Here is an 18499-nt window from a genome sequence, read left to right on the forward strand (position 1 = left end):
CCTGGGCGCTGTTATTTTTACTGGATTCAACATGAAAATACTGGTAGTTGACGACGAGCCCGACGTGCGGGTGCTGTTCGAGCAGCGCTTTCGGCGCGAAATTCGCAGCGGCGAGTTTGCCTTTTCTTTCGCCTACTCGGGCGAGGAGGCCCTAGGCTTTCTGCGCGCCCACCCCTCCGAGGTAGTCCTCATCCTGTCCGACATCAACATGCCCGGCATGAGCGGGCTCGAGCTACTGCGCCACGTCAAGAGCGACCCGCTGCCGCCCCCGCCGCCCCTGGTGATGATGCTGACTGCCTACGGCGACGCGGCTACCAAGCAGCAGGCTGAGCAACTCGGGGCCGACGACTTCTTAACCAAGCCAGTAGATTTCACGGCCCTGCGCGACAAGCTACACGCTATTGAAAACCGATAAAAACTAGTGTAGAGAATGGGAAAATGTAGGAAATGCAAAAATGCCTGAAGTCACCTAGGTGCTACGCAGCCATTTTCAACATTTTTACATTCCCCAGATTTCTACATTCCCCACTATGGCAACCAAGATTTTAGTGGTCGATGATGAGGCCGATTTAGAACTGCTTATCAAGCAGAAGTTTCGGCGCAAGATTCGCGAGCAGGCCTACGAATTTCTGTTTGCCGGCAACGGGCAGGAAGCGCTGGAGCGCCTGCGCGAGCACCCCGACGTAGACATCGTGCTGAGCGACATCAACATGCCCGTAATGGACGGCCTGACGCTGCTCGGCCGCCTGCCCGAGGCCAGCCCCGTCACCAAAACCGTCATGGTATCGGCCTACGGCGATATGCAGAACATCCGGGCGGCCATGAATGGCGGCGCGTTCGACTTTGTGTGTAAGCCAGTCGATTTCAACGATTTGGAAGTGACCATTGAGAAAACCGCCGGCCACGTGCAGCAGCTGCGCGATACGATGCGCGCCATCCAGGAAAACAATATTCTGAAGATGTACGTCGACGAGACGGTTATCAACTTCATGGCCCGGCCCGGCTTCGAAAATAAGCTGCTGGCCTCCGAGATGATAGAAGCCACGGTGATGTTCGTGGACATTTGCGGCTTTACGTCGCTGTCCGAAACGCAGCCGCCAGCCACGGTAGTAGGCTTGCTGAACACCTACTTCGACCAGGTGGTGCGGGAGATTATTGACCAGGGCGGCTACGTCGACAAGTTTATGGGCGACGCCGTGATGGCCGTGTTTCGGGGCGAGTACCACCTCGACCGGGCCCTCGACGCAGCCTTGGCCGTGCGCGAAAAGCTGCAAGGCAGCCGCCAAGCCCTGCCCAGCGGCGGCGAGTACCAACCCGCCATCAGCATCGGCATCAATACCGGCGAAATGGTGTCGGGTAATATTGGCTCGGCCACCCTCAAACGCCTGGACTACACCGTAATAGGCGACACCGTAAACGTAAGCCAGCGCCTGCAGTCAGCCGCCAAGGAAAACCAGATTGTCATCACCGAAGCCATCTACCAGCGCATCAAGGAGAGCTTCCAATGCGCGCCCATCGGCGAGCTGAAGCTGAAAAATAAGGAGCTGCCCGTCATGACGTATGAAGTCGTGGCCTAGGGGAGGAGTAGCGTAAAAGCAAAAAGGCCGTCATGCTGAGCTTGCCGAAGCATGACGGCCTTTTTGCTGCAGACGGCATCGTAACGCCAAGCTACAGCTTGGCGTTACGATGCCGTCTGCAGCGCCTCGTTCTGCCTTCTGAGCCGCTGGCACAGCACCCGCAGAATATTGCGCAGTACCTCGGGCCGCTCTTCCATCACGTCGTAGAAGTCCTCCTGGTCGAGCCGGAAGGCCGTGACGGCGCCCTGCGCCACGGCAGTGGCCGAGCGCGGCTCGGCATCGAGCAGCGCCAGCTCGCCAAAGAAATCGCCTTTATGGAAGGTGGTCAGCAGCTGCGGGCCGTTGAAGATGCCCACTGCGCCGGCGTACACGATATAGAGCGAGGCCCCTAGGTCGCCCTTGGCAAAGATTTGGTGACCAGCAGCAAAGCTCACTTCCTGCATGATGGGTACGATGCTGCTGAGCACATTCTCAGGCGTTTGGGCAAACAGGGTGGTTTGCTGAAGCACCTCGACCCGCTCGGCGGCGGAGATGTGCGAAGCAGTGGCGGCGTGGCTCATAAGCAGCGAATCTAAGGTGTGGTGGGCAGCTTGCACCTGCTGGTAAAGCGCGGCTTGGGCCTGGCGCAGGTGGACCAGCACCCGAAAGGCGCTGTCGCGCACCAGCGGGCTGAGGCTGCGTAAATGGGGCGACAGCGCCCCCACGGTGCCGGCCGTGGGCTGCCACTGGTCGAGCGCCACGCTCACCGTCCAGTCCGAAAAGGCGGTTTCGCCGCGCTCCACGATGGTTTCCAGCACCGGGGGCGGGGCCAGTAGCGGGCCCAGCAGGCGGTCGAAGGTGCGCTCCTTCTCGGCCGGTGGGGCTAGGGTTAGCAAGGTTTGCAAGCCTTGGTAGGTAGGCCGGTCAATGCTGTTGTCGAGCATTTCGAGGGCGTTAGCTTGGCGCTCGCGGGCAGCGTTGGCCACCCCGCGCTGGGCGTCGGCAATGAGCTGGGGCGGATAAATGCGGCCCAGCAGAGCAAAAATGCGCTGCTGCACCCGGCCCAGCTCGTAGTCGAGGCAGCGAACCAGCTCGCTGCCCGCGCTGGCTTGGCCGTGCAGCAGCAGCTGGGCCAGTAGCTGCTCGTCGTGCACCAGCGCCTGAAACAGCGGTACTTCCTGGGGCACTACGTCGAAGTGGCGCAGGGCTCGCAAGGCTGCCTCGCGCCGAAACAGGTGCGGCTGCCGGGCCAGCGCCACCAGCAGCTGCCGGGCCGCCGGTAGCCGCAGCCGCCCGCACACCAGCGCCACCCGCCGCACCAGCTGCTGGTTGGGGTCGGCACTCAGAAAATCGTTGAGGGCTGGCAGGGCCGCCGCGCCCAGGCGCAGCAGGCGCTGGCTGGCGGCGGCGCGCTCGCTCTTGTGCGCCAGGGCCCGGATAAGCTGGCGCACCTCGCCGGGAGCGAGCGGCGCGACTGGGCCGGCAGCTTCGGTAGCCGTTTCGGCGGGCTCGGCCGCGTCGTCCGTAAAGCGGCGGCTCAGGGCGTGTTGCAGCTCGGCCAGGTAGCCCCGGTAGGTGCGCAGCAAGAAGCCAACGGCCACCAGCCCTAGGGCCCCCATCCAAATAAAAGGCGCCCAGGTGTGCTCGCCCGGCCCGGCGGGCAGCGCAAACAGCAGGGCCCCCGCCAGGCCCATGCCCAGCGGCTCGTACAGCCCCTTCACCAGGGTGTGGGCATGCAGGCGCTCGGGGGCGGCCAGGGGCTGAAACAGCAGCAGAAACACAGGGTCGAATACCGCCCGGCGCAGCACTTCCTGCCCCAAAAACAAGCCGCAGAAGTATAGCAGCCGCGTTTCGAGCCCCGCCTGCCCTAGGCCCGCATACAGGGCCAAGCCCACCAGCAGCGCCCCCGGTAGCCCCAGCAGCACCCACCGCACCCCCAGCCGGTCGAGGGTGTGCTGCGAAAGCAGCAGCTTAAAGAGCATGGCCAGCAGGTACGTGCTAATCAGCACCGAGCCCACGAAGTGCATCACCGCCGCCTCGTTGTGGAAGCGGTGCTTGACGTTGACAAAAAACAAGTACTCGATGCCCGTCGTAATGGCGGCCAGTGCGGCCAGCGCCAGGCACAGGTTCAGCACCAGCGCGCTTTCGCCAAACCAGCGCTGCAAGCCGGGCGCCACCGCCGCCGGCCGGGCGGCGCGGCGGGCGGGCACCGCCTCTACCGCGTGCGAGCGCAACGTGGCGCGCAGCGCCCACAGCGCCCCCAGAAAAGCGCCAAAAGCCATCAGCAGCAGCCCCGGCAGTTCGGCGTTGCTGTGCACCAGCATCCCTATCAAAGCCCCTAGGGCCTTGGCTGGCATATCACCCGCGCTGATAACGCTAAACAGCCGCCGCCCCTGGCGCACGTCAAACACCACCGCCGACACGCCCCAAAACTCCAGGCTGGTAAGCAGGTAGATGACGCGGTAGCCCGTCATCACGGCCACGGCCGAGGCTACCGAGTGGCCCGTGAGCACCAGCACCGCCACCACGCCCGCCAGCACTACGGCGGCCAGCAGCACCCGCCCCGCCAGCTTTTGCAGGGCCCAGTGGTGCTCGAAATAGGCGTACAGGCGGCTGGCGCCTACCATGGCCAGCGCAGCCACGCCGTAAGCCAGCGGCAGGTTGCGCTCGGGGTTGTTTTCCAGCAGCAGCACGTTGGCCGCCACATACACCTGAATGGTGCCAATGCCGAGCAAAAAATTATGCAGGAAAAACAGCCACACCGTGCGCCCTTCCTCGGGCCGCACGCCCAGCAGCCGCTGCCCGCGTTCGGTTACAGTCATGCCCGCAAGTTAGGACGGGGGTTGGGCAAAAAAGAACGTCATTCCGCGCTTGCCGAAGCATCTCGCCCGCGCCGCCTAGGGGTATCCTAATGGTGCAGGCGAGATTCCTCGGCAAACTCGGAATGACGTTCTGGCTTGTTATTAATGGCTTATGCCGCGCGCATCAGCTGCAGCGGCGACTTTTCAAATTTGCTCCGGGCGTAGCTCTCGGTTATCGTAAACTGCTCGACGCCCGCCTCCGAAGGCATTTCAAACATGGCGTCGGTCATGATGCTCTCACAGATGGAGCGTAGCCCACGCGCCCCTAGGCGGTACTCGTCGGCGCGGTCCACGATGTACTCCAGCGCTTCCTCGGTAAAACCGAGTTGAATATTCTCCATGCCAAACAGGCGCTGGTACTGGCGTACCAGCGAGTTCTTGGGCTCGGTCAGGATAAGGCGCAAGGTACTCTTATCCAACGGGTTTAAATGGGTGAGCACCGGCAGGCGGCCAATCAGCTCGGGTATCAGGCCGAAGCTCTTAATGTCCTGGGCCGACACGTAGCGCAGAAAGTTCTGGGTGTCGGTCTGCGCCTCCAAATTGGTTTTGGAGAAGCCCATCGGCTTGGTATTCAACCGGCCCTTAATGATGCGGTCGATGCCCGAAAACGCCCCGCCGCAGATAAACAGGATGTTCTCGGTGTTCACCGAAATCATCTTCTGGTCGGGGTGCTTGCGGCCCCCCTGCGGTGGCACGTTGATGTGGGTGCCCTCCAGCAGCTTCAGCAGCGCCTGCTGCACGCCCTCGCCGCTCACGTCGCGCGTAATGCTGGGGTTGTCACTCTTGCGGGCAATCTTATCAATCTCGTCGATGTAGACAATGCCGCGCTCGGCCGCCTCCACGTTGTAGTCGGCCGCTTGCAGCAGGCGCGTCAAAATGCTTTCCACGTCCTCGCCCACGTAGCCCGCTTCGGTCAGCACCGTGGCGTCGGCGATGCAGAAGGGCACTTGCAGAATCTTGGCTAGCATCCGGGCCAAAAAGGTCTTGCCAGTGCCCGTTTCGCCCACCATGATGATGTTGGACTTCTCAATCTGCACCTCGTCGTGGCCGGCGGCGGGCTTCTGCATCAGGCGCTTGTAGTGGTTGTACACCGCCACGCTCATCACGCGCTTGGCCTCGTCCTGGCCTACCACGTACTGGTCGAGGTGCTGCTTGATTTCGCGCGGCTTAATGAGGTTGAACTTCGGGCGCCGCGCCTCCGCCTGCAACTTGGTTTCCTCCTGCAAAATGTGCTCGGCCTGAGCCACGCACTTCTCGCAGATGTGCGCGTTAATGCCCGAAATCATCACCGCGACGTCGCGCTTGGGCTTGTTACAGAAGGAGCAGGCAATTTCCGGCATCGGGCAAACGAGAATAAACGAGATAACAATAACCGCCTAGGGCAAAACGGGCTCAAAGGTACGGCGGCAGACAAGTAGCTAGCAGCAAGTACTTGGCAAATTATTACGCAACTACTTGCGCAATAGACTTGTAACTGCACAAAATTCAAGCTAGTCGCCTTGGCTGGTTTGGCCCTGGCGCCAAGTAGCTGACCAGCGTAGTACTCACCGTGCGGCTATCAACCCGTGGGGGCGGGTTGATGTTGCAGCATAGGCCTAAGCCTAGGCGGCAGGCCCTAGGCCACCTAAGGAGGCAAGATAATCCGGCCGGGTTGCTTATCGCCGCCGGGCAGCGGCCTTGCTTTCATCCCGCGCTCCTCAACCACGCCCCGTGCGGCTGGCCCCGTACTAAGCGCAACGCTGGCTGAGCTAAGTTGCAGCTAGCAGCCGGCGCGAGCAGCGAAATAATTCTTGCTTAAAAGAGTGCTAATTAAGCTAGTAGCAATTGCGGCTCTGATAAATCACCAGTACATTTCCGCACCTGTCACCTTACTTTTTGCAAGCGTATGAAAATTTTCTTTACGAGTGCGTTGATGCTTGCTGCTACCCGGCTAGCCGTAGCGCAACAGCCCGGGCCCCCGCCCACTCCCGAGCGCCCCGTCACCGATGTGTATTTCGGCCGGTCAGTGGTTGATAAGTACCGCTGGCTGGAAGACACCAAAAATCCCGAAGTGCTGGCGTGGTTTAAGGCCCAGGGCGACTACGCAGCCCATACGCTCGACCAGCTGCCGGGTCGCGACAGCCTCATCAATACCTTCATGCGCTACGACCGGCTGAAGCCCGAGCGCTACTCTGAAATCAAAAAGCGTGGCACCCGTTACTTCTATCGCAAAACGCTGCCGGCCGAAACGGTAGGCAAGATTTATATGCGCGAGGGCGAAACCGGCCCCGAAATGCTGCTCTTCGACCCCGTAGCCTACGACAAAACCAAAACCTACTCCGTCACGGCCTTTACGCCCAGCAACAATGGCCAGCGCCTGGTGGTGGGCCTGCAAGAAGGCGGGGCCGAGCTCTCTACCCTCCGCATCCTGACGGTGGCTACCAAGGCGCTGCTGCCCGAAAGCATCGTGGCTGTAAGCGGCGGCGGGGTCGACTGGCTGCCTACCGACACGGGCTTCGTTTATACCCCTAACAATTCCACTGACCCCAAAGACCCTAGGGGCAACCTCAACACCAAGGCCCGCCTGCACCAATTAAACACCGCCGCGGCCGCCGACGCCGAGCTGTTTTCGCGCGCCAAGAACCCCGCGTTTAATATCCGGCCCGATGAATATCCCTTCGTCTATTTCTCCGATGACCACACGCAGGTGTACGGCGGCCTAGGCTCGGTTGATAATCGGCAACACGTGTGGGTGGCCGCCCCGGCCGACTTAAGCAAGCCCGTCATTCCGTGGAAGCGCCTGGTAGCGCCCACCGACAGCGTGTACAGCTACCTGAAATTGGGGACCAGCCTGTACCTCTACAGCGTGAAGCAAGCGCCGAAGGGCCGCATCTTGGTTACGAGCGCGCTCAACCCGCAGCCCGCCACCGCCACGGTGCTCCTGCCCGAGGGTCAGCTCAACATCACGAGCATCGCGTCGTCGAAAGACTACCTGTTTGTAACGCTCAACGACGGCATCAACGACCACATTCGGCAGTACGACCCGCGCACCAAGCAGTGGGCCGACGTGCCGCTGCCCTTTAGCGGCACGGCCTACGTGCAGCCGCTCGATGCGCCCCGCAGCAACGCCTGCCTGGTAGGCCTCACCACTTGGAAGCAGCCCGCCACGCTCTACAACTACAACCCCGATACCAAGCAGCTGAGCGCTAGTAAGTTTGAGGTGAAAGCTGCTTATCCTGGCCTCGACGACCTAGTGGTGGAGGAGGTAGAAGTGCCCAGCCACGATGGCGCACTGGTGCCCCTTTCGCTCATCTACCGCAAAGGGCTCAAGAAAGATGGGCAGGCCGTGTGCTTCATGGATGGCTACGGCGCCTACGGCATCTCGGCCGTGCCGTACTTCAGCCCGCGCTATCTGGCTATGCTTAACCAGGGCGTCATCGTGGCCGAAACCCATCCGCGCGGCGGCTCCGAAAAGGGCCAGAAGTGGTACCGGGCCGGTTACCAAACCACTAAGCCCAATACCTGGAAGGATTTTATCGCCTGCGGCGATTACCTCGTCAAAAATGGCTATACCAGCCCGAGCCACCTCATCGGCATGGGTACTAGCGCGGGGGGCATCCTCATTGGCCGGGCCATCACCGAGCGCCCCGACCTATTCGCCGCGGCCATCAGCAACGTGAGCTGCTCCAACGCCCTGCGCATGGAAAACTCCCCCAACGGTCCCGTCAACGTGCCCGAATTTGGCAGCGTGAAAGACCCCGTGCAGTGCCAAGCCCTCTACGAGATGGACGCCTTCCAGCACGTGAAGCCCGGCACCAAGTACCCCGCCGTGCTCTGCGTGGGGGGTATGAACGACCCCCGCGTTATCGTGTGGCAACCTGGCAAGCTGGCCGCCGCCCTGCAAGCGGCCAGCACCTCTGGCAAGCCCGTGCTCATGCAAGTAAACTACGACAACGGCCACTTCACGGAAGATAAGAAGGTGACGTTCCGCAACTTCGCCAACATGTACGCCTTCGCCCTCTGGCAAGCCGGCCACCCCAACTTTCAGCCCAGCGCCGTAGCGGCCAAGTAAGCTCCCCTAGAGTGCACCCATAAAAAAAGCCTTAACTATGCGGTTAAGGCTTTTTTTATGGGTGCACTCTAGAGGGTCGCAGGCATCATCTGAGGCCTAGGCGGCGCTCTTTTTTTCCAATACCTCGTCAATCAGGCCGTATTCCTTGGCCTCGTCGGCGCGCATCCAGTAGTCGCGCTCCGAGTTATCGTAGATTTCCTGGTAGGTTTTGCCGGTGTGCTGCGCCAGAATGTCATACAGCTCCTTCTTGAGCTTCAGAATCTCGCGGGCCGTAATCTCGATGTCAGTCGACTGGCCCTGCGCCCCGCCCGAAGGCTGGTGAATCATGACGCGGGCGTGGGGCAGCGCCGAGCGCTTGTCCTTGGCCCCACCGGCTAGCAGCACGGCCCCCATCGAGGCGGCCAGGCCGGTGCAAATGGTAGCCACGTCGGGGTTTACGTACTGCATAGTATCGTAAATACCCAGGCCTGCGTACACCGAGCCGCCCGGCGAGTTGATGTACAGCAGGATGTCTTTTTTAGCATCCACCGACTCCAGAAACAGCATCTGTGCCGTCAGGATGTTGGCGATGTAGTCGTCCACGGCCGTACCTAAGAACACAATGCGGTCCATAATCAGGCGCGAGAACACGTCGATTTCGGCGAAGCGCGTGGGGCGCTCCTCAATCACCGAGCGGGTCATGCCGGTAGGTAGTATCAGCCCGTTGCGGGTCTGGCCCTCCACCGACTGGATGTATTGGTCAACACCCAAGCCATTGAGGCCCTGGTGCTTAACAGCAAACTTGCGGAATTCTTGTTTATTCAGCATGGGAGGTAAAATAGGGAGGAGGGCCTAGGGCCAACCCCTGTTCAAAGGCAAATGACGGATGCGAAGGTTGAATGTTGTACCGTGGACGCTGCGAGTGCTTCTGCTGCTACGCGCGGACTCGCAGCGTTCACGGCACAAACAAAAAAGCCCTTACGCGGGGCGTAAAGGCTTTTTTATTTGTCAACCACCCTAGGGCACTAGCCCTCGTTTTGGTTGCGGAATTCTTCGGCCGTTACGGGTTCATCCGTAACAACAACTTTGCCACGCAGGGCCTCCACTACTTTCTCTGCCAGAATGGCCTCGTACTCCTGCACGTAGTTCTTGCCGTTTTCCTGCTTGAGGTAGTTGTCGGCAAAGCCCACCATGCCCTCGCGCATCTCGTCGGTTAGCTGCATGCCGCCGCCAAACTGACCCAGAATCTTGTCCAGCACCCGGTTGCGGATTTCGTCGTTGCCAACCTTCAGGCCCAGGTCCTCCACCACTTTGTTGCGGATGAGGCTCCACTTCAGCTCGCGCTCGTAATCGTTGTAGTGGGCGTCCACGGTGGCGGCATCGAGTTTGCCTTCGTTGGCGCGCACCAGCCACTTCTTGAAGAACTCGGTGGGGATGCGGATGGGCGTGGCGTCAATCATAGCGTCGATGAGCCGGCGGTTGAGCACGTTGTCCGACTCGCGGTCGTAGTTGCCCTGCACCGTTTCGCGCACCTTGTTGTCGAACTCCTCTTTCGAGCTAACTGCCTCGGGGCCAAATACCTTGTCGAACAACTCCTGGTTTTCCTCCGGGGCTGCCGTGCGGTTGATTTTCTCTACCTCCAGCTCGTAGTCGCCGGTAGCACCCGCGGCTTCCTCCTTGCTCAGGCCCGAGAAGCTGCGAATAGCGCCTGCGTCGCCGCCAAAAGCGTCGCTCAGGTCAAACGTCAGCGTGTCGCCCGCCTTCACGCCGATGAAGCGCTCCTGGCCATTCTTCACCTTGTTGATGGGCAGCAGCACCGTTTGGCCTTCGCCCTCGGCGCCGGCCTTCTTCAGCTTGCCAAACAGGTAGTCGTCGGCTTCCGAAACCTCGGGGTTAGTGGTTTCGCCAAACTGGCGGGTAATCTGCTCGTGGGTTTCGGCCAGCGTCGCGTCGTCGAGCGCCACGGTCGGGCGCTTCAGCTCCACGTGCTGGTCGGCGGGCAGCTCGAAGTCGGGCAGCAGCCCTAGCTCAAACTGGAAGTCAAAAGCCTTTTCGTTGTTGAAATCAACATTGCTCGGCACCGGAATCGGCTCGCCCAGAATCTTGACGTTGTTGTCCTTCAGGTAGGTGTCCACGTTCTTGCTCAGCAGGCGGTTCACCTCGTCTACCAAGATGCCCGTGCCGTACATTTTGCGCACCAGGCTGGCCGGTACTTTGCCGGGGCGAAAACCTTTAAACTGCGCCCGCTTGGCAGTGTCCTTCAGTTGCTTTTCGACGGCGTCGCTGTAGTCGGCCTCGTCCAGGTGCACGTTCAGCAGCCCGGTCAGCTGCTCATCGTTGCGGTCAAGCGTAATATTCAAAACGGTGGGAGCAGGCCCACGCCTGCCAGTCAGAAAGGGTTAAAAAAAAGGCCCCTAACTAATAGCCAGGGGCCCGTTCAACTTGAAAAGTGCGGATGGAGGGACTCGAACCCACACGCCTTGCGGCACCAGATCCTAAGTCTGGCACGTCTACCAATTTCGCCACATCCGCATTTTGCGCTCATAACCGGTCGTTATGGGGCCGCAAAGGTAAGCAGCGTTTGGCAGGTTTACAAAACCGCTCGGCTATTACGGGGGCAGTCTTAACCAGGTAGCTACACTTTTTCGCCCCTAGGGCTGTTATTTGTAGAACTATGTCGCCCGTTATTGACCTCGAAGCCGAGCGCCAGGAAATCCTGCGCCAGTACCGCCGCTTGTTGCGCACGGCCAAGCCCTACCTGCACGGCAACGATGCCAAGCTGATAAAAAAAGCCTTCAACCAAAGCCTGGAGGCACATAAGGACATGCGCCGCAAGTCGGGCGAGCCCTACATTCTGCATCCGCTGGCCGTAGCCCAGATTGCGGTGGAGGAAATTGGCCTGGGCACCACCAGCATTGTGGCGGCCCTGCTGCACGACGTAGTGGAAGACACGCCCACCGAGATTTCGGACGTAGAGCGCGACTTTGGCCCCAAGGTGGCGCGCATTGTGGATGGGCTCACCAAGATTTCGGGCGTGTTTGAGCAGGGCACCAGCGAGCAGGCCGAAAACTTTCGCAAGATGCTGCTCACCCTGAGCGATGACGTGCGGGTGAGTCTCATCAAGCTGGCCGACCGCCTGCACAATATGCGCACCCTCGACTCGATGCCGCGCCACAAGCAGCTCAAGATTGCGTCGGAAACCATCTATCTGTATGCGCCGCTGGCCCACCGCCTAGGCCTCTACGCCATCAAAACCGAGCTGGAGGACCTGCACCTCAAATACACCGACACCGAGATATATAACGAGTTGAAAGGCAAGGTAAAGCAGAGCCAGAGTGCCCGCAACCGCTTCATCAAGGAGTTTGTGCAGCCTATTGATGAGGAGTTGAAGGCCCAGGGCTTCAGCTACGAGATTAAGGGCCGGCCCAAGAGTATCTATTCGATTCTCAAGAAGATGCGCAAGCAGAACGTAACCTTTGAGGAGGTGTACGACCTGTTTGCCATCCGTATTATTCTGGATGTGCCACACGAGCAGGAGAAGGCGGCTTGCTGGCAGGTATATAGCATCGTGACGGACTTTTACCAGCCCAACCCCGACCGCCTGCGCGACTGGGTGAGCACGCCCAAGGCCAACGGCTACGAGAGCCTGCACACCACCGTGATGTCGCACGCCGGGCAGTGGGTGGAGGTGCAAATCCGCACTCGGCGCATGGACGAGATTGCCGAAAAAGGCTACGCCGCCCACTGGAAATACAAGGACAGTGGCACGCCCCAGCCCGAAAGCACCCTAGAAGCCTGGGTAAACCGGGTGCGTGAAATGCTGGAAACCAACAACTCCAGCGCCTTGGAATTCATGGATGAGTTCCGCCAGAACTTGTTCGTAAAGGAAGTATATACCTTCACGCCCAAGGGCAAACTAGTGATTTTGCCCGACAAGGCTACGGCGCTCGACTTTGCCTTCGACATCCACTCGCACATCGGCCTGCACTGCCTAGGGGCCAAGGTCAACCAAAAGCTCGAGCCCTTCAGCTACCGCCTGCGCAACGGCGACCAGGTGGAAATCCTGACCTCGCACAAGCAGCGCCCCACCGCCGACTGGCTGAACATGGTGATTACCAGCAAGGCCAAAACGCGCATCAAGGATTTTTTGCGCGATGACAAGCGTGCCAAGGCCGACGACGGCAAGTTTATTTATGAGAAGCGCCTGGAGTTGATTGGGGTGGAAAACACGTCTGAGAATTTCCAACGTCTGCTCGCCTATTTCAACGTGCCTACGGCGCAGGAATTTTATTACCGGCTGGCGGTAGGGCAACTGGATGGGCGCGAAATCCGGGAGCCCTTGTTTCGGCCGGTTACTCAGGCCGTGCCGGCTAGCCAGCCGCGCAAGTTCGACGACGAAATTCAGAAGATTCGGGGCGTGCACCCCAATATGCTGGTGGTGGGCGAGCGCACCGACAAGTTCAACCACAGCCTGGCGCGCTGCTGCAACCCCATTCCGGGCGACGACGTGTTCGGCTTTGAAACCGAAACTGGCCTCATCATCCACCGCACCAGCTGCCACCGGGCTGTGGATTTGATGTCGAACTACGGCAACCGCATCGTGCGCGCCAAGTGGACCGACCAGCTGGAATTGGCCTTCCTAGCCGGCGTGCGTCTCAAAGGCTCGGATAGGGTAGGCCTGGTAAACGACGTGACGCGCATCATCTCCACGGCGCTCAAGGTGAATATGCGCTCTATTATTATAGATGCGGATGATGGCTTCTTTGAAGGCAAGATTTTAGTGTTCGTCAATGATACCGACCATTTGAACAAGCTGATTCAGCGCCTGAGCAAGGTGAATGGCGTGCTGCAAGTAGAGCGGTTTGATTCGTAACCAGCCAAAAGTCACTACATGTCTGACCTTACCGCCGTCGGTGCGCCGCTAGTGCATGGCTTGGCCGTTACGGCCCGCACCCAGTGCGCCCACTACCATTCCGAGCGTGATATTATTGCCATTCGACACAAGTGCTGCGGCGAGTACTATGCTTGCATCGCCTGCCACGAAGCCCTGGCCGACCACGCGCCCCAGGTATGGCCTAGGTCCGAACGCGCTGCCAAAGCCGTGTTGTGCGGCAACTGCCACACTGAGTTGAGCATCAGCGAGTACCTGGCTTGCGGCAACGCGTGCCCCAAGTGCCAGGCGGCGTTCAACCCCGGCTGCGCCAATCATTACCACCTGTATTTTGAAATGTAAAGCGGCTTTCTGCCTGCCTCAGCAAAGTCCGCTACGCCCTTCTGCGGGAAACTAAAGCCCGCTCCCCAATGCCTGAAATCACGCTGCCTTCTACCCGGCCCCGCCACATTCACCGCATAGCCGTTAGCACGTCGTTTTTGCTGCAAGGCCTGTGCTTTTCTACCTGGGCCTCGCGCATACCTACCATGCAGCAGCGGCTACACCTTTCCGAGGCCGAGCTGGGTGGCGTGCTGCTGGCCGTGCCGGTGGGGTTGCTAGCCTCGCTGCCACTAAGTGGCTGGTTGGTAGCGCGCTACGGTAGCCGCCACGTGGTGGTAGCAGGCGTGCTGCTCTACGCCGCTGTGCTGCCGCTGCTGGGCCTGGCCGCTACTACCGTGCAGCTAATGGCAGGCTTGGTGCTGTTTGGGTTAGCTAGCAACATGGCCAATATCAGCGTCAATACCCAGGGGGTAGGGGTGGAGGCGCTGTACGGCCGCTCCATCCTGGCTAGCTTCCATGGTATCTGGAGTTTAGCGGGCTTTATAGGGGCTAGCCTCGGCACGCTAATGATAAGCTGGCGCATTGACCCGGCCACGCACTTCACGGGCATGGCGGCGGCCGTATTTCTCGGCGTCGTCCTGATGCGCCCCTACCTCGTGCCCGCCGACCCGCCCCGCCCTGCCGACCAGCCCCTTTTCGTGCTACCCGACCGTGAATTGCTGCTGCTCGGCGTATTGGCCTTTTGCTCGCTGCTGGCCGAAGGGACGATGTTTGATTGGAGCGGCGTGTATTTCAAAAAAATTGTGTTGGCTCCGCCCGCCCGCGTGGGCCTAGGGTTCGCCGCTTTCATGTCGATGATGGCCACCGGGCGCTTCATTGCCGACTGGTTTACCAACCGCTTTGGCCGGGTCAAAACCTTGCAGCTGAGTGGCTTGTTCACTACTGCTGGCCTCACACTGGCGGTGGGGCTGCCTACGCTGGCTACGGCGGCTCTCGGGTTTATGCTGGTGGGCCTAGGGGTATCGTCGGTGGTGCCGCTGGTATATAGCGCGGCGGGCCGCTCGCGCACTATGCCGGCTGGAGTAGCGCTGGCGGCCGTTTCTACGGTGGGTTTTGCAGGTTTTTTGCTGGGGCCGCCACTTATCGGCTTGGTGGCGGGCCTTAGCAGCCTGCGGGTTTCGTTTGCCCTCATTGCCGTGATGGGCCTGGCCGTAGCCGCGCTGGCCCGCCCCGCCGCTGGCCGCTAAAACCCTGGCGCTCGCTGCTAGTTTTGCAACTAGTATGCAAGTAAAAGCATTAGTACCCTAAATAGTCTATCCTTGTGAAAACCGACCTCCACCGCCCGCCCGCCCCGGTGTCCACCATCGACCATAGCCTAGGGGGCTCTACCGAAACCGGCTATGCGGCCCGCCACACGCCCAGCGCCGCCAGCCAAGCCACACTCAATACGGACCGGCTCGAAGAAGTAAAAAAGATTTTTACCGCGCACCTCGAAAATAAAGGCCTGCGCAAAACGGCCGAGCGCTACGCTATCCTTGAGGAGATTTATGCCCGCTCGGGCCACTTCGACGTCGAGGAGCTATACGCCGGTATGAAAGAGCGCAACCTGCAAGTGAGTCGCGCTACCGTATATAATACGCTCGATTTGTTGGTTGAGCAGGGCTTGGTAAGCAAGCACCAGTTTGGCCGCAACCTCGCGCAGTACGAAAAAAGCTATGGCTACCGCCAGCACGACCACGTTATTTGCACTGAGTGCCACAAGGTGGTAGAGTTTTGCGACCCGCGCATTCACGGTATTCAAACGATGGTGGGCGACCTGCTCAATTTCCACATCCTGCATCACTCCTTAAATTTGTACGGCATATGCGGCGATTGCCGCGCCAAAGCCGCTACCAGTACCAGCCCCGCGCCCGAGGTTACCAAATAAGTTAGCCTGGCTTATTACCCTAGGTCTACCTTCTATACTAATAGGTAGGGCCCAACGCCTAAGCTGGCTTTTTTCGCATGAATTCTACGAGCACGCTCATCGACGGTATTCTCTACGTAACCCTCTCCGGAGACCTGATTGGTAGTCCCGATACCCAGCAGCTACTGCAGTTGGTGTCCTCGTACCTTGAAGAAGCCGTCACCAGTTGCGCCGTCGACCTGTCCGATATCCGCTACATCAACAGCACGGGCATTGGCGTGCTGGTGTCGCTGCTCACGAAGTTTCGCAGCCGCGGTGGCGAAATGGTGCTCATCAACCCCGCCGACCATCCACGCAAGCTGCTGGCCCTTACCAAGCTCAACAATATCTTCACCATTGCTGCCGACCAGGCTGCCGCCCGCCAGCAACTTGCCCTAGCCGCCTCGTAAGCGGCTATTTTTTTGTTTAAAAACCACGCTCAGGTTCTTTGCCGCTACTATGCGCTCAACAGTCCTCCGCATCAGGGGGCCTAGGGGCAAGTAATGCGTCCAGAACGAAACCCAATCAAAATGCCCATCGACGTACTAGTAGGCCTCCAGTGGGGCGACGAAGGAAAAGGTAAAATTGTGGACGTGCTCGCGCCCACCTACGATGCCGTAGCTCGCTTCCAGGGCGGCCCTAATGCGGGCCACACCCTCACCTTCGGCGGCCAGAAGCACGTGCTGCACCAAGTGCCAAGCGGCATTTTCCACCCCCATATTATTAATGTAGTAGGCAATGGCGTCGTGCTTGATCCCGTCGTGTTTCGCCAGGAGCTGCAAAAGCTGACTGATAAGGGAGTAGAATGGGGTCAAAACCTGTACATCTCTAAAAAAGCCCAGCTCATTTTACCCAGCCACCGGGCCCTCGACCGCATCAGCGAAGAAGCGCGTGGCAACACCAAAATCGGCAGTACCCTCAAAGGCATTGGCCCCACCTATTCCGATAAAATCGGCCGCGTGGGCCTGCGCGTCGGCCACATTTTGCTGCCCGATTTTCAGGAGCGCTACCAGGAAGCCGTAGCCCACCATGCTAGTATTGCCGCTCATTACCATAAGGAATTAGAGATTAAGGAATTCGAAGACGAGTTCTTCTCGGCCGTTGATTTCCTGCGTACCCTCCAGCTCACCGATACCGAGTACTTGCTCAATGACCTGCTAGCCCAAGGCAAGCGCATCCTTGCGGAGGGTGCGCAAGGCTCACTACTCGATATTGATTTTGGCACTTATCCCTACGTTACCTCGTCCAGTACCATTGCAGCGGGCGCCTGCACAGGCCTAGGGGTAGCCCCGCGCCATATTGACAAGGTATACGGCATTACCAAAGCTTATTGCACCCGCGTAGGCAGCGGTCCTTTTCCTACTGAACTAACTAATGAAGTAGGCGAGCAAATTCGCCAAGCCGGCCGCGAATTCGGTTCTACCACCGGTCGCCCCCGCCGCACCGGTTGGATAGACCTGCCGGCCCTGCGCTACGCCATCATGCTTAATGGCGTCACCGAGTTGCATCTTATGAAAGCCGATGTGCTAGATGGTTTCGCTGAAATTCAGGCCTGCACGCACTATCGCACTCCTAGCGGTGAGCATACCCCAAATCTGCCTGACCCCGGTCAGCTTGAAGCTGTCGTTCCCGAATATCAAACCATTCCTGGTTGGCAGACCGACCTTACGCAACTCACTAGTGCAACTCAACTCCCCCTGGCTTTGCAAGAATACCTCAGCTTTTTAGAGGAGGAACTGCAAGTCCCAATCCGTATCGTCAGCGTAGGGCCCGACCGTGTAAGTACCCTATTCCGCTAATTCCGCTTTTATGACGCAATTCAGTGGCCAGCCTTGCCAACATGCTTACTCAGTCAACTGGTTGATAGATTCCCCAAGTTAGCTAGGCTAGCCGCTGAATTGCTTATACCAAGTGCCCCTTGGTAGCATTAGATAGCGAGACCTGCATAGGAGGTACAAAATTTTGTGCGCTGTAATCAACTACTTACAGTATGCGAAAGGGCTTTTTTTGCCGTGTTACTTGCTTAGCAGTATAAACCCCCTACTTTTGCAGTCCCAAACGGCAAACGGCTGTTGGAAAGACGAATTCTGAAACCTATTTGAGTTAGCGGCTTTGACTACGTAGGACCGGTAGACTTCAGGGTCTCGTTCTATGTATTGAAGCTATAGGCTTAAAGATTGTAGATGTTATAATCCATTTGCAAGTCTGAGTGGCTTATAGGACTTTTGCAGTCCTGTTTTACTAAGGAATCAAATTCGAAAAAAAACAGATTTTTTAGCTTCAGATTTGGAAAGTCAAAAAACTTTCTTACCTTTGCACTCCCAAACGGAATAAAGGTTCTGAAAACTGAAGTAAAACGAGTTGTTTATTAACAAGTTAACTTCTTGATTCGCTTTAATCGAAAGCGAGCAAGCACTGAAAAGCTCACGAAAATCCTCAAAAATTTTCGCTAAAAGTTTGGAAGTCGAAAAAAAGCTCTTACCTTTGCACCGCGCTTCAATCGGAAGCCACTGCAAGCAAGTCGGGTTGAAAAATTCTAAAAATTTTTCACTTAAAACTTGTAGAATAAAAAATCTTGCTTACCTTTGCACTCCCAATTAAAACAGGGTGCTGTAAACAGCGAGAAAGGGCAGCTTAATATGCCCGCCAAGTTGCTTCAATTGGAAGCGACAAACGTTCTTTGAATGACTGGAAAAGACAAATGGTAAGCTTGCAAAAGCAAGCAAATCACGTAATAACAAATTGAACTCGTCAATACGAGTCGGATTAGCCCTCAACATCATCCTTTTTTCGAGAAGGAGTAGAGAAACATTTTACAATGGAGAGTTTGATCCTGGCTCAGGATGAACGCTAGCGGCAGGCCTAATACATGCAAGTCGAACGGTTGGTAGCAAT

13 protein-coding genes, 1 tRNA gene and 1 rRNA gene are annotated in these 18499 nt (G+C 58.5%); 10 read left to right on the forward strand and 5 right to left on the reverse strand.

Annotation, left to right across the window (positions count from 1 at the left end; translation table 11 throughout):
- The first annotated feature begins 31 nt into the window (after positions 1–31).
- Both HHL22_RS16280 and HHL22_RS16285 read left to right on the forward strand, forming a co-directional pair.
- On the forward strand, positions 32–415 hold the full coding sequence (locus HHL22_RS16280) for a response regulator (protein ID WP_169532385.1): 384 nt from the start codon (positions 32–34) through the stop codon (positions 413–415).
- Between the two features lie 115 nt (positions 416–530).
- Positions 531–1577 carry an adenylate/guanylate cyclase domain-containing protein gene (locus HHL22_RS16285; RefSeq protein ID WP_169532386.1) on the forward strand — a complete coding sequence of 349 codons (1047 nt, stop codon included), beginning with the start codon at positions 531–533 and terminating at the stop codon, positions 1575–1577.
- 104 nt (positions 1578–1681) lie between these two features.
- Here the strand turns inward: HHL22_RS16285 and HHL22_RS16290 are convergent, their stop codons facing one another.
- Together HHL22_RS16290 and clpX are read right to left on the reverse strand one after the other, a co-directional pair.
- Positions 1682–4378: a cyclic nucleotide-binding domain-containing protein gene (locus HHL22_RS16290; RefSeq protein WP_169532387.1), complete on the reverse strand. Its 2697-nt coding sequence runs from the start codon at positions 4376–4378 to the stop codon at positions 1682–1684.
- 149 nt (positions 4379–4527) lie between these two features.
- On the reverse strand, positions 4528–5757 hold the full coding sequence (gene clpX / locus HHL22_RS16295) for an ATP-dependent Clp protease ATP-binding subunit ClpX (RefSeq protein WP_169532388.1): 1230 nt from the start codon (positions 5755–5757) through the stop codon (positions 4528–4530).
- 545 nt (positions 5758–6302) lie between these two features.
- Between clpX and HHL22_RS16300 the strand changes: the two genes are divergently transcribed.
- A complete protein-coding gene (locus HHL22_RS16300) occupies positions 6303–8468 on the forward strand; it encodes a prolyl oligopeptidase family serine peptidase (protein ID WP_169532389.1) in 2166 nt (721 codons plus the stop codon).
- Between the two features lie 96 nt (positions 8469–8564).
- Here the strand turns inward: HHL22_RS16300 and HHL22_RS16305 are convergent, their stop codons facing one another.
- The 3 genes from HHL22_RS16305 to HHL22_RS16315 all read right to left on the reverse strand — a co-directional run bounded on the left by HHL22_RS16305 (position 8565) and on the right by HHL22_RS16315 (position 10979).
- Entirely contained in the window at positions 8565–9275 is a 711-nt protein-coding gene (locus HHL22_RS16305) for a ClpP family protease (RefSeq protein ID WP_169532390.1), read from the reverse strand.
- Positions 9276–9472: 197 nt separating this feature from the next.
- Positions 9473–10807 (reverse strand): trigger factor, encoded by a 1335-nt coding sequence (gene tig, locus HHL22_RS16310; RefSeq protein ID WP_169532391.1) that lies wholly within the window; start codon positions 10805–10807, stop codon positions 9473–9475.
- A 90-nt stretch (positions 10808–10897) separates the two neighbouring features.
- A tRNA-Leu gene (locus HHL22_RS16315) sits at positions 10898–10979 on the reverse strand.
- Between the two features lie 142 nt (positions 10980–11121).
- On the opposite strand from HHL22_RS16315, the gene HHL22_RS16320 reads away from it, so the two are divergent.
- The 7 genes from HHL22_RS16320 to HHL22_RS16350 all read left to right on the forward strand — a co-directional run.
- Positions 11122–13320 (forward strand): RelA/SpoT family protein, encoded by a 2199-nt coding sequence (locus tag HHL22_RS16320; RefSeq protein WP_169532392.1) that lies wholly within the window; start codon positions 11122–11124, stop codon positions 13318–13320.
- 18 nt (positions 13321–13338) lie between these two features.
- Positions 13339–13680: a CHY zinc finger protein gene (locus HHL22_RS16325; RefSeq protein ID WP_169532393.1), complete on the forward strand. Its 342-nt coding sequence runs from the start codon at positions 13339–13341 to the stop codon at positions 13678–13680.
- Positions 13681–13748: 68 nt separating this feature from the next.
- Complete coding sequence (locus HHL22_RS16330) at positions 13749–14906, forward strand: MFS transporter (RefSeq protein WP_169532394.1); 1158 nt, start codon at positions 13749–13751, stop codon at positions 14904–14906.
- 227 nt (positions 14907–15133) lie between these two features.
- Positions 15134–15586, forward strand: a complete 453-nt coding sequence (locus tag HHL22_RS16335) for a Fur family transcriptional regulator (protein ID WP_317172679.1) — start codon at positions 15134–15136, stop codon at positions 15584–15586.
- Positions 15587–15663: 77 nt separating this feature from the next.
- Positions 15664–16014: an STAS domain-containing protein gene (locus tag HHL22_RS16340; protein WP_169532395.1), complete on the forward strand. Its 351-nt coding sequence runs from the start codon at positions 15664–15666 to the stop codon at positions 16012–16014.
- A 120-nt stretch (positions 16015–16134) separates the two neighbouring features.
- Positions 16135–17403, forward strand: coding sequence for an adenylosuccinate synthase (locus tag HHL22_RS16345; RefSeq protein ID WP_169532396.1), 1269 nt, complete (start codon positions 16135–16137; stop codon positions 17401–17403).
- A gap of 1016 nt (positions 17404–18419) precedes the next feature.
- Positions 18420–18499: ribosomal RNA gene (locus tag HHL22_RS16350) — 16S ribosomal RNA — on the forward strand; the annotation flags it as partial.

Source organism: Hymenobacter polaris, from assembly GCF_012927305.1.
GTDB lineage: Bacteria > Bacteroidota > Bacteroidia > Cytophagales > Hymenobacteraceae > Hymenobacter > Hymenobacter polaris.

What these genes read in the sequence shown, in the direction of transcription:
- HHL22_RS16305 (WP_169532390.1), bottom strand. Translation starts at nt 9,275, where the DNA reads ATGCTGAATAAACAAGAATTCCGCAAGTTTGCTGTTAAGCACCAGGGC.
- HHL22_RS16340 (WP_169532395.1), top strand. Translation starts at nt 15,664, where the DNA reads ATGAATTCTACGAGCACGCTCATCGACGGTATTCTCTACGTAACCCTC.
- HHL22_RS16330 (WP_169532394.1), top strand. Translation starts at nt 13,749, where the DNA reads ATGCCTGAAATCACGCTGCCTTCTACCCGGCCCCGCCACATTCACCGC.
- clpX (WP_169532388.1), bottom strand. Translation starts at nt 5,757, where the DNA reads ATGCCGGAAATTGCCTGCTCCTTCTGTAACAAGCCCAAGCGCGACGTC.
- HHL22_RS16320 (WP_169532392.1), top strand. Translation starts at nt 11,122, where the DNA reads ATGTCGCCCGTTATTGACCTCGAAGCCGAGCGCCAGGAAATCCTGCGC.
- HHL22_RS16325 (WP_169532393.1), top strand. Translation starts at nt 13,339, where the DNA reads ATGTCTGACCTTACCGCCGTCGGTGCGCCGCTAGTGCATGGCTTGGCC.
- HHL22_RS16290 (WP_169532387.1), bottom strand. Translation starts at nt 4,378, where the DNA reads ATGACTGTAACCGAACGCGGGCAGCGGCTGCTGGGCGTGCGGCCCGAG.
- HHL22_RS16280 (WP_169532385.1), top strand. Translation starts at nt 32, where the DNA reads ATGAAAATACTGGTAGTTGACGACGAGCCCGACGTGCGGGTGCTGTTC.
- HHL22_RS16345 (WP_169532396.1), top strand. Translation starts at nt 16,135, where the DNA reads ATGCCCATCGACGTACTAGTAGGCCTCCAGTGGGGCGACGAAGGAAAA.
- HHL22_RS16300 (WP_169532389.1), top strand. Translation starts at nt 6,303, where the DNA reads ATGAAAATTTTCTTTACGAGTGCGTTGATGCTTGCTGCTACCCGGCTA.
- HHL22_RS16285 (WP_169532386.1), top strand. Translation starts at nt 531, where the DNA reads ATGGCAACCAAGATTTTAGTGGTCGATGATGAGGCCGATTTAGAACTG.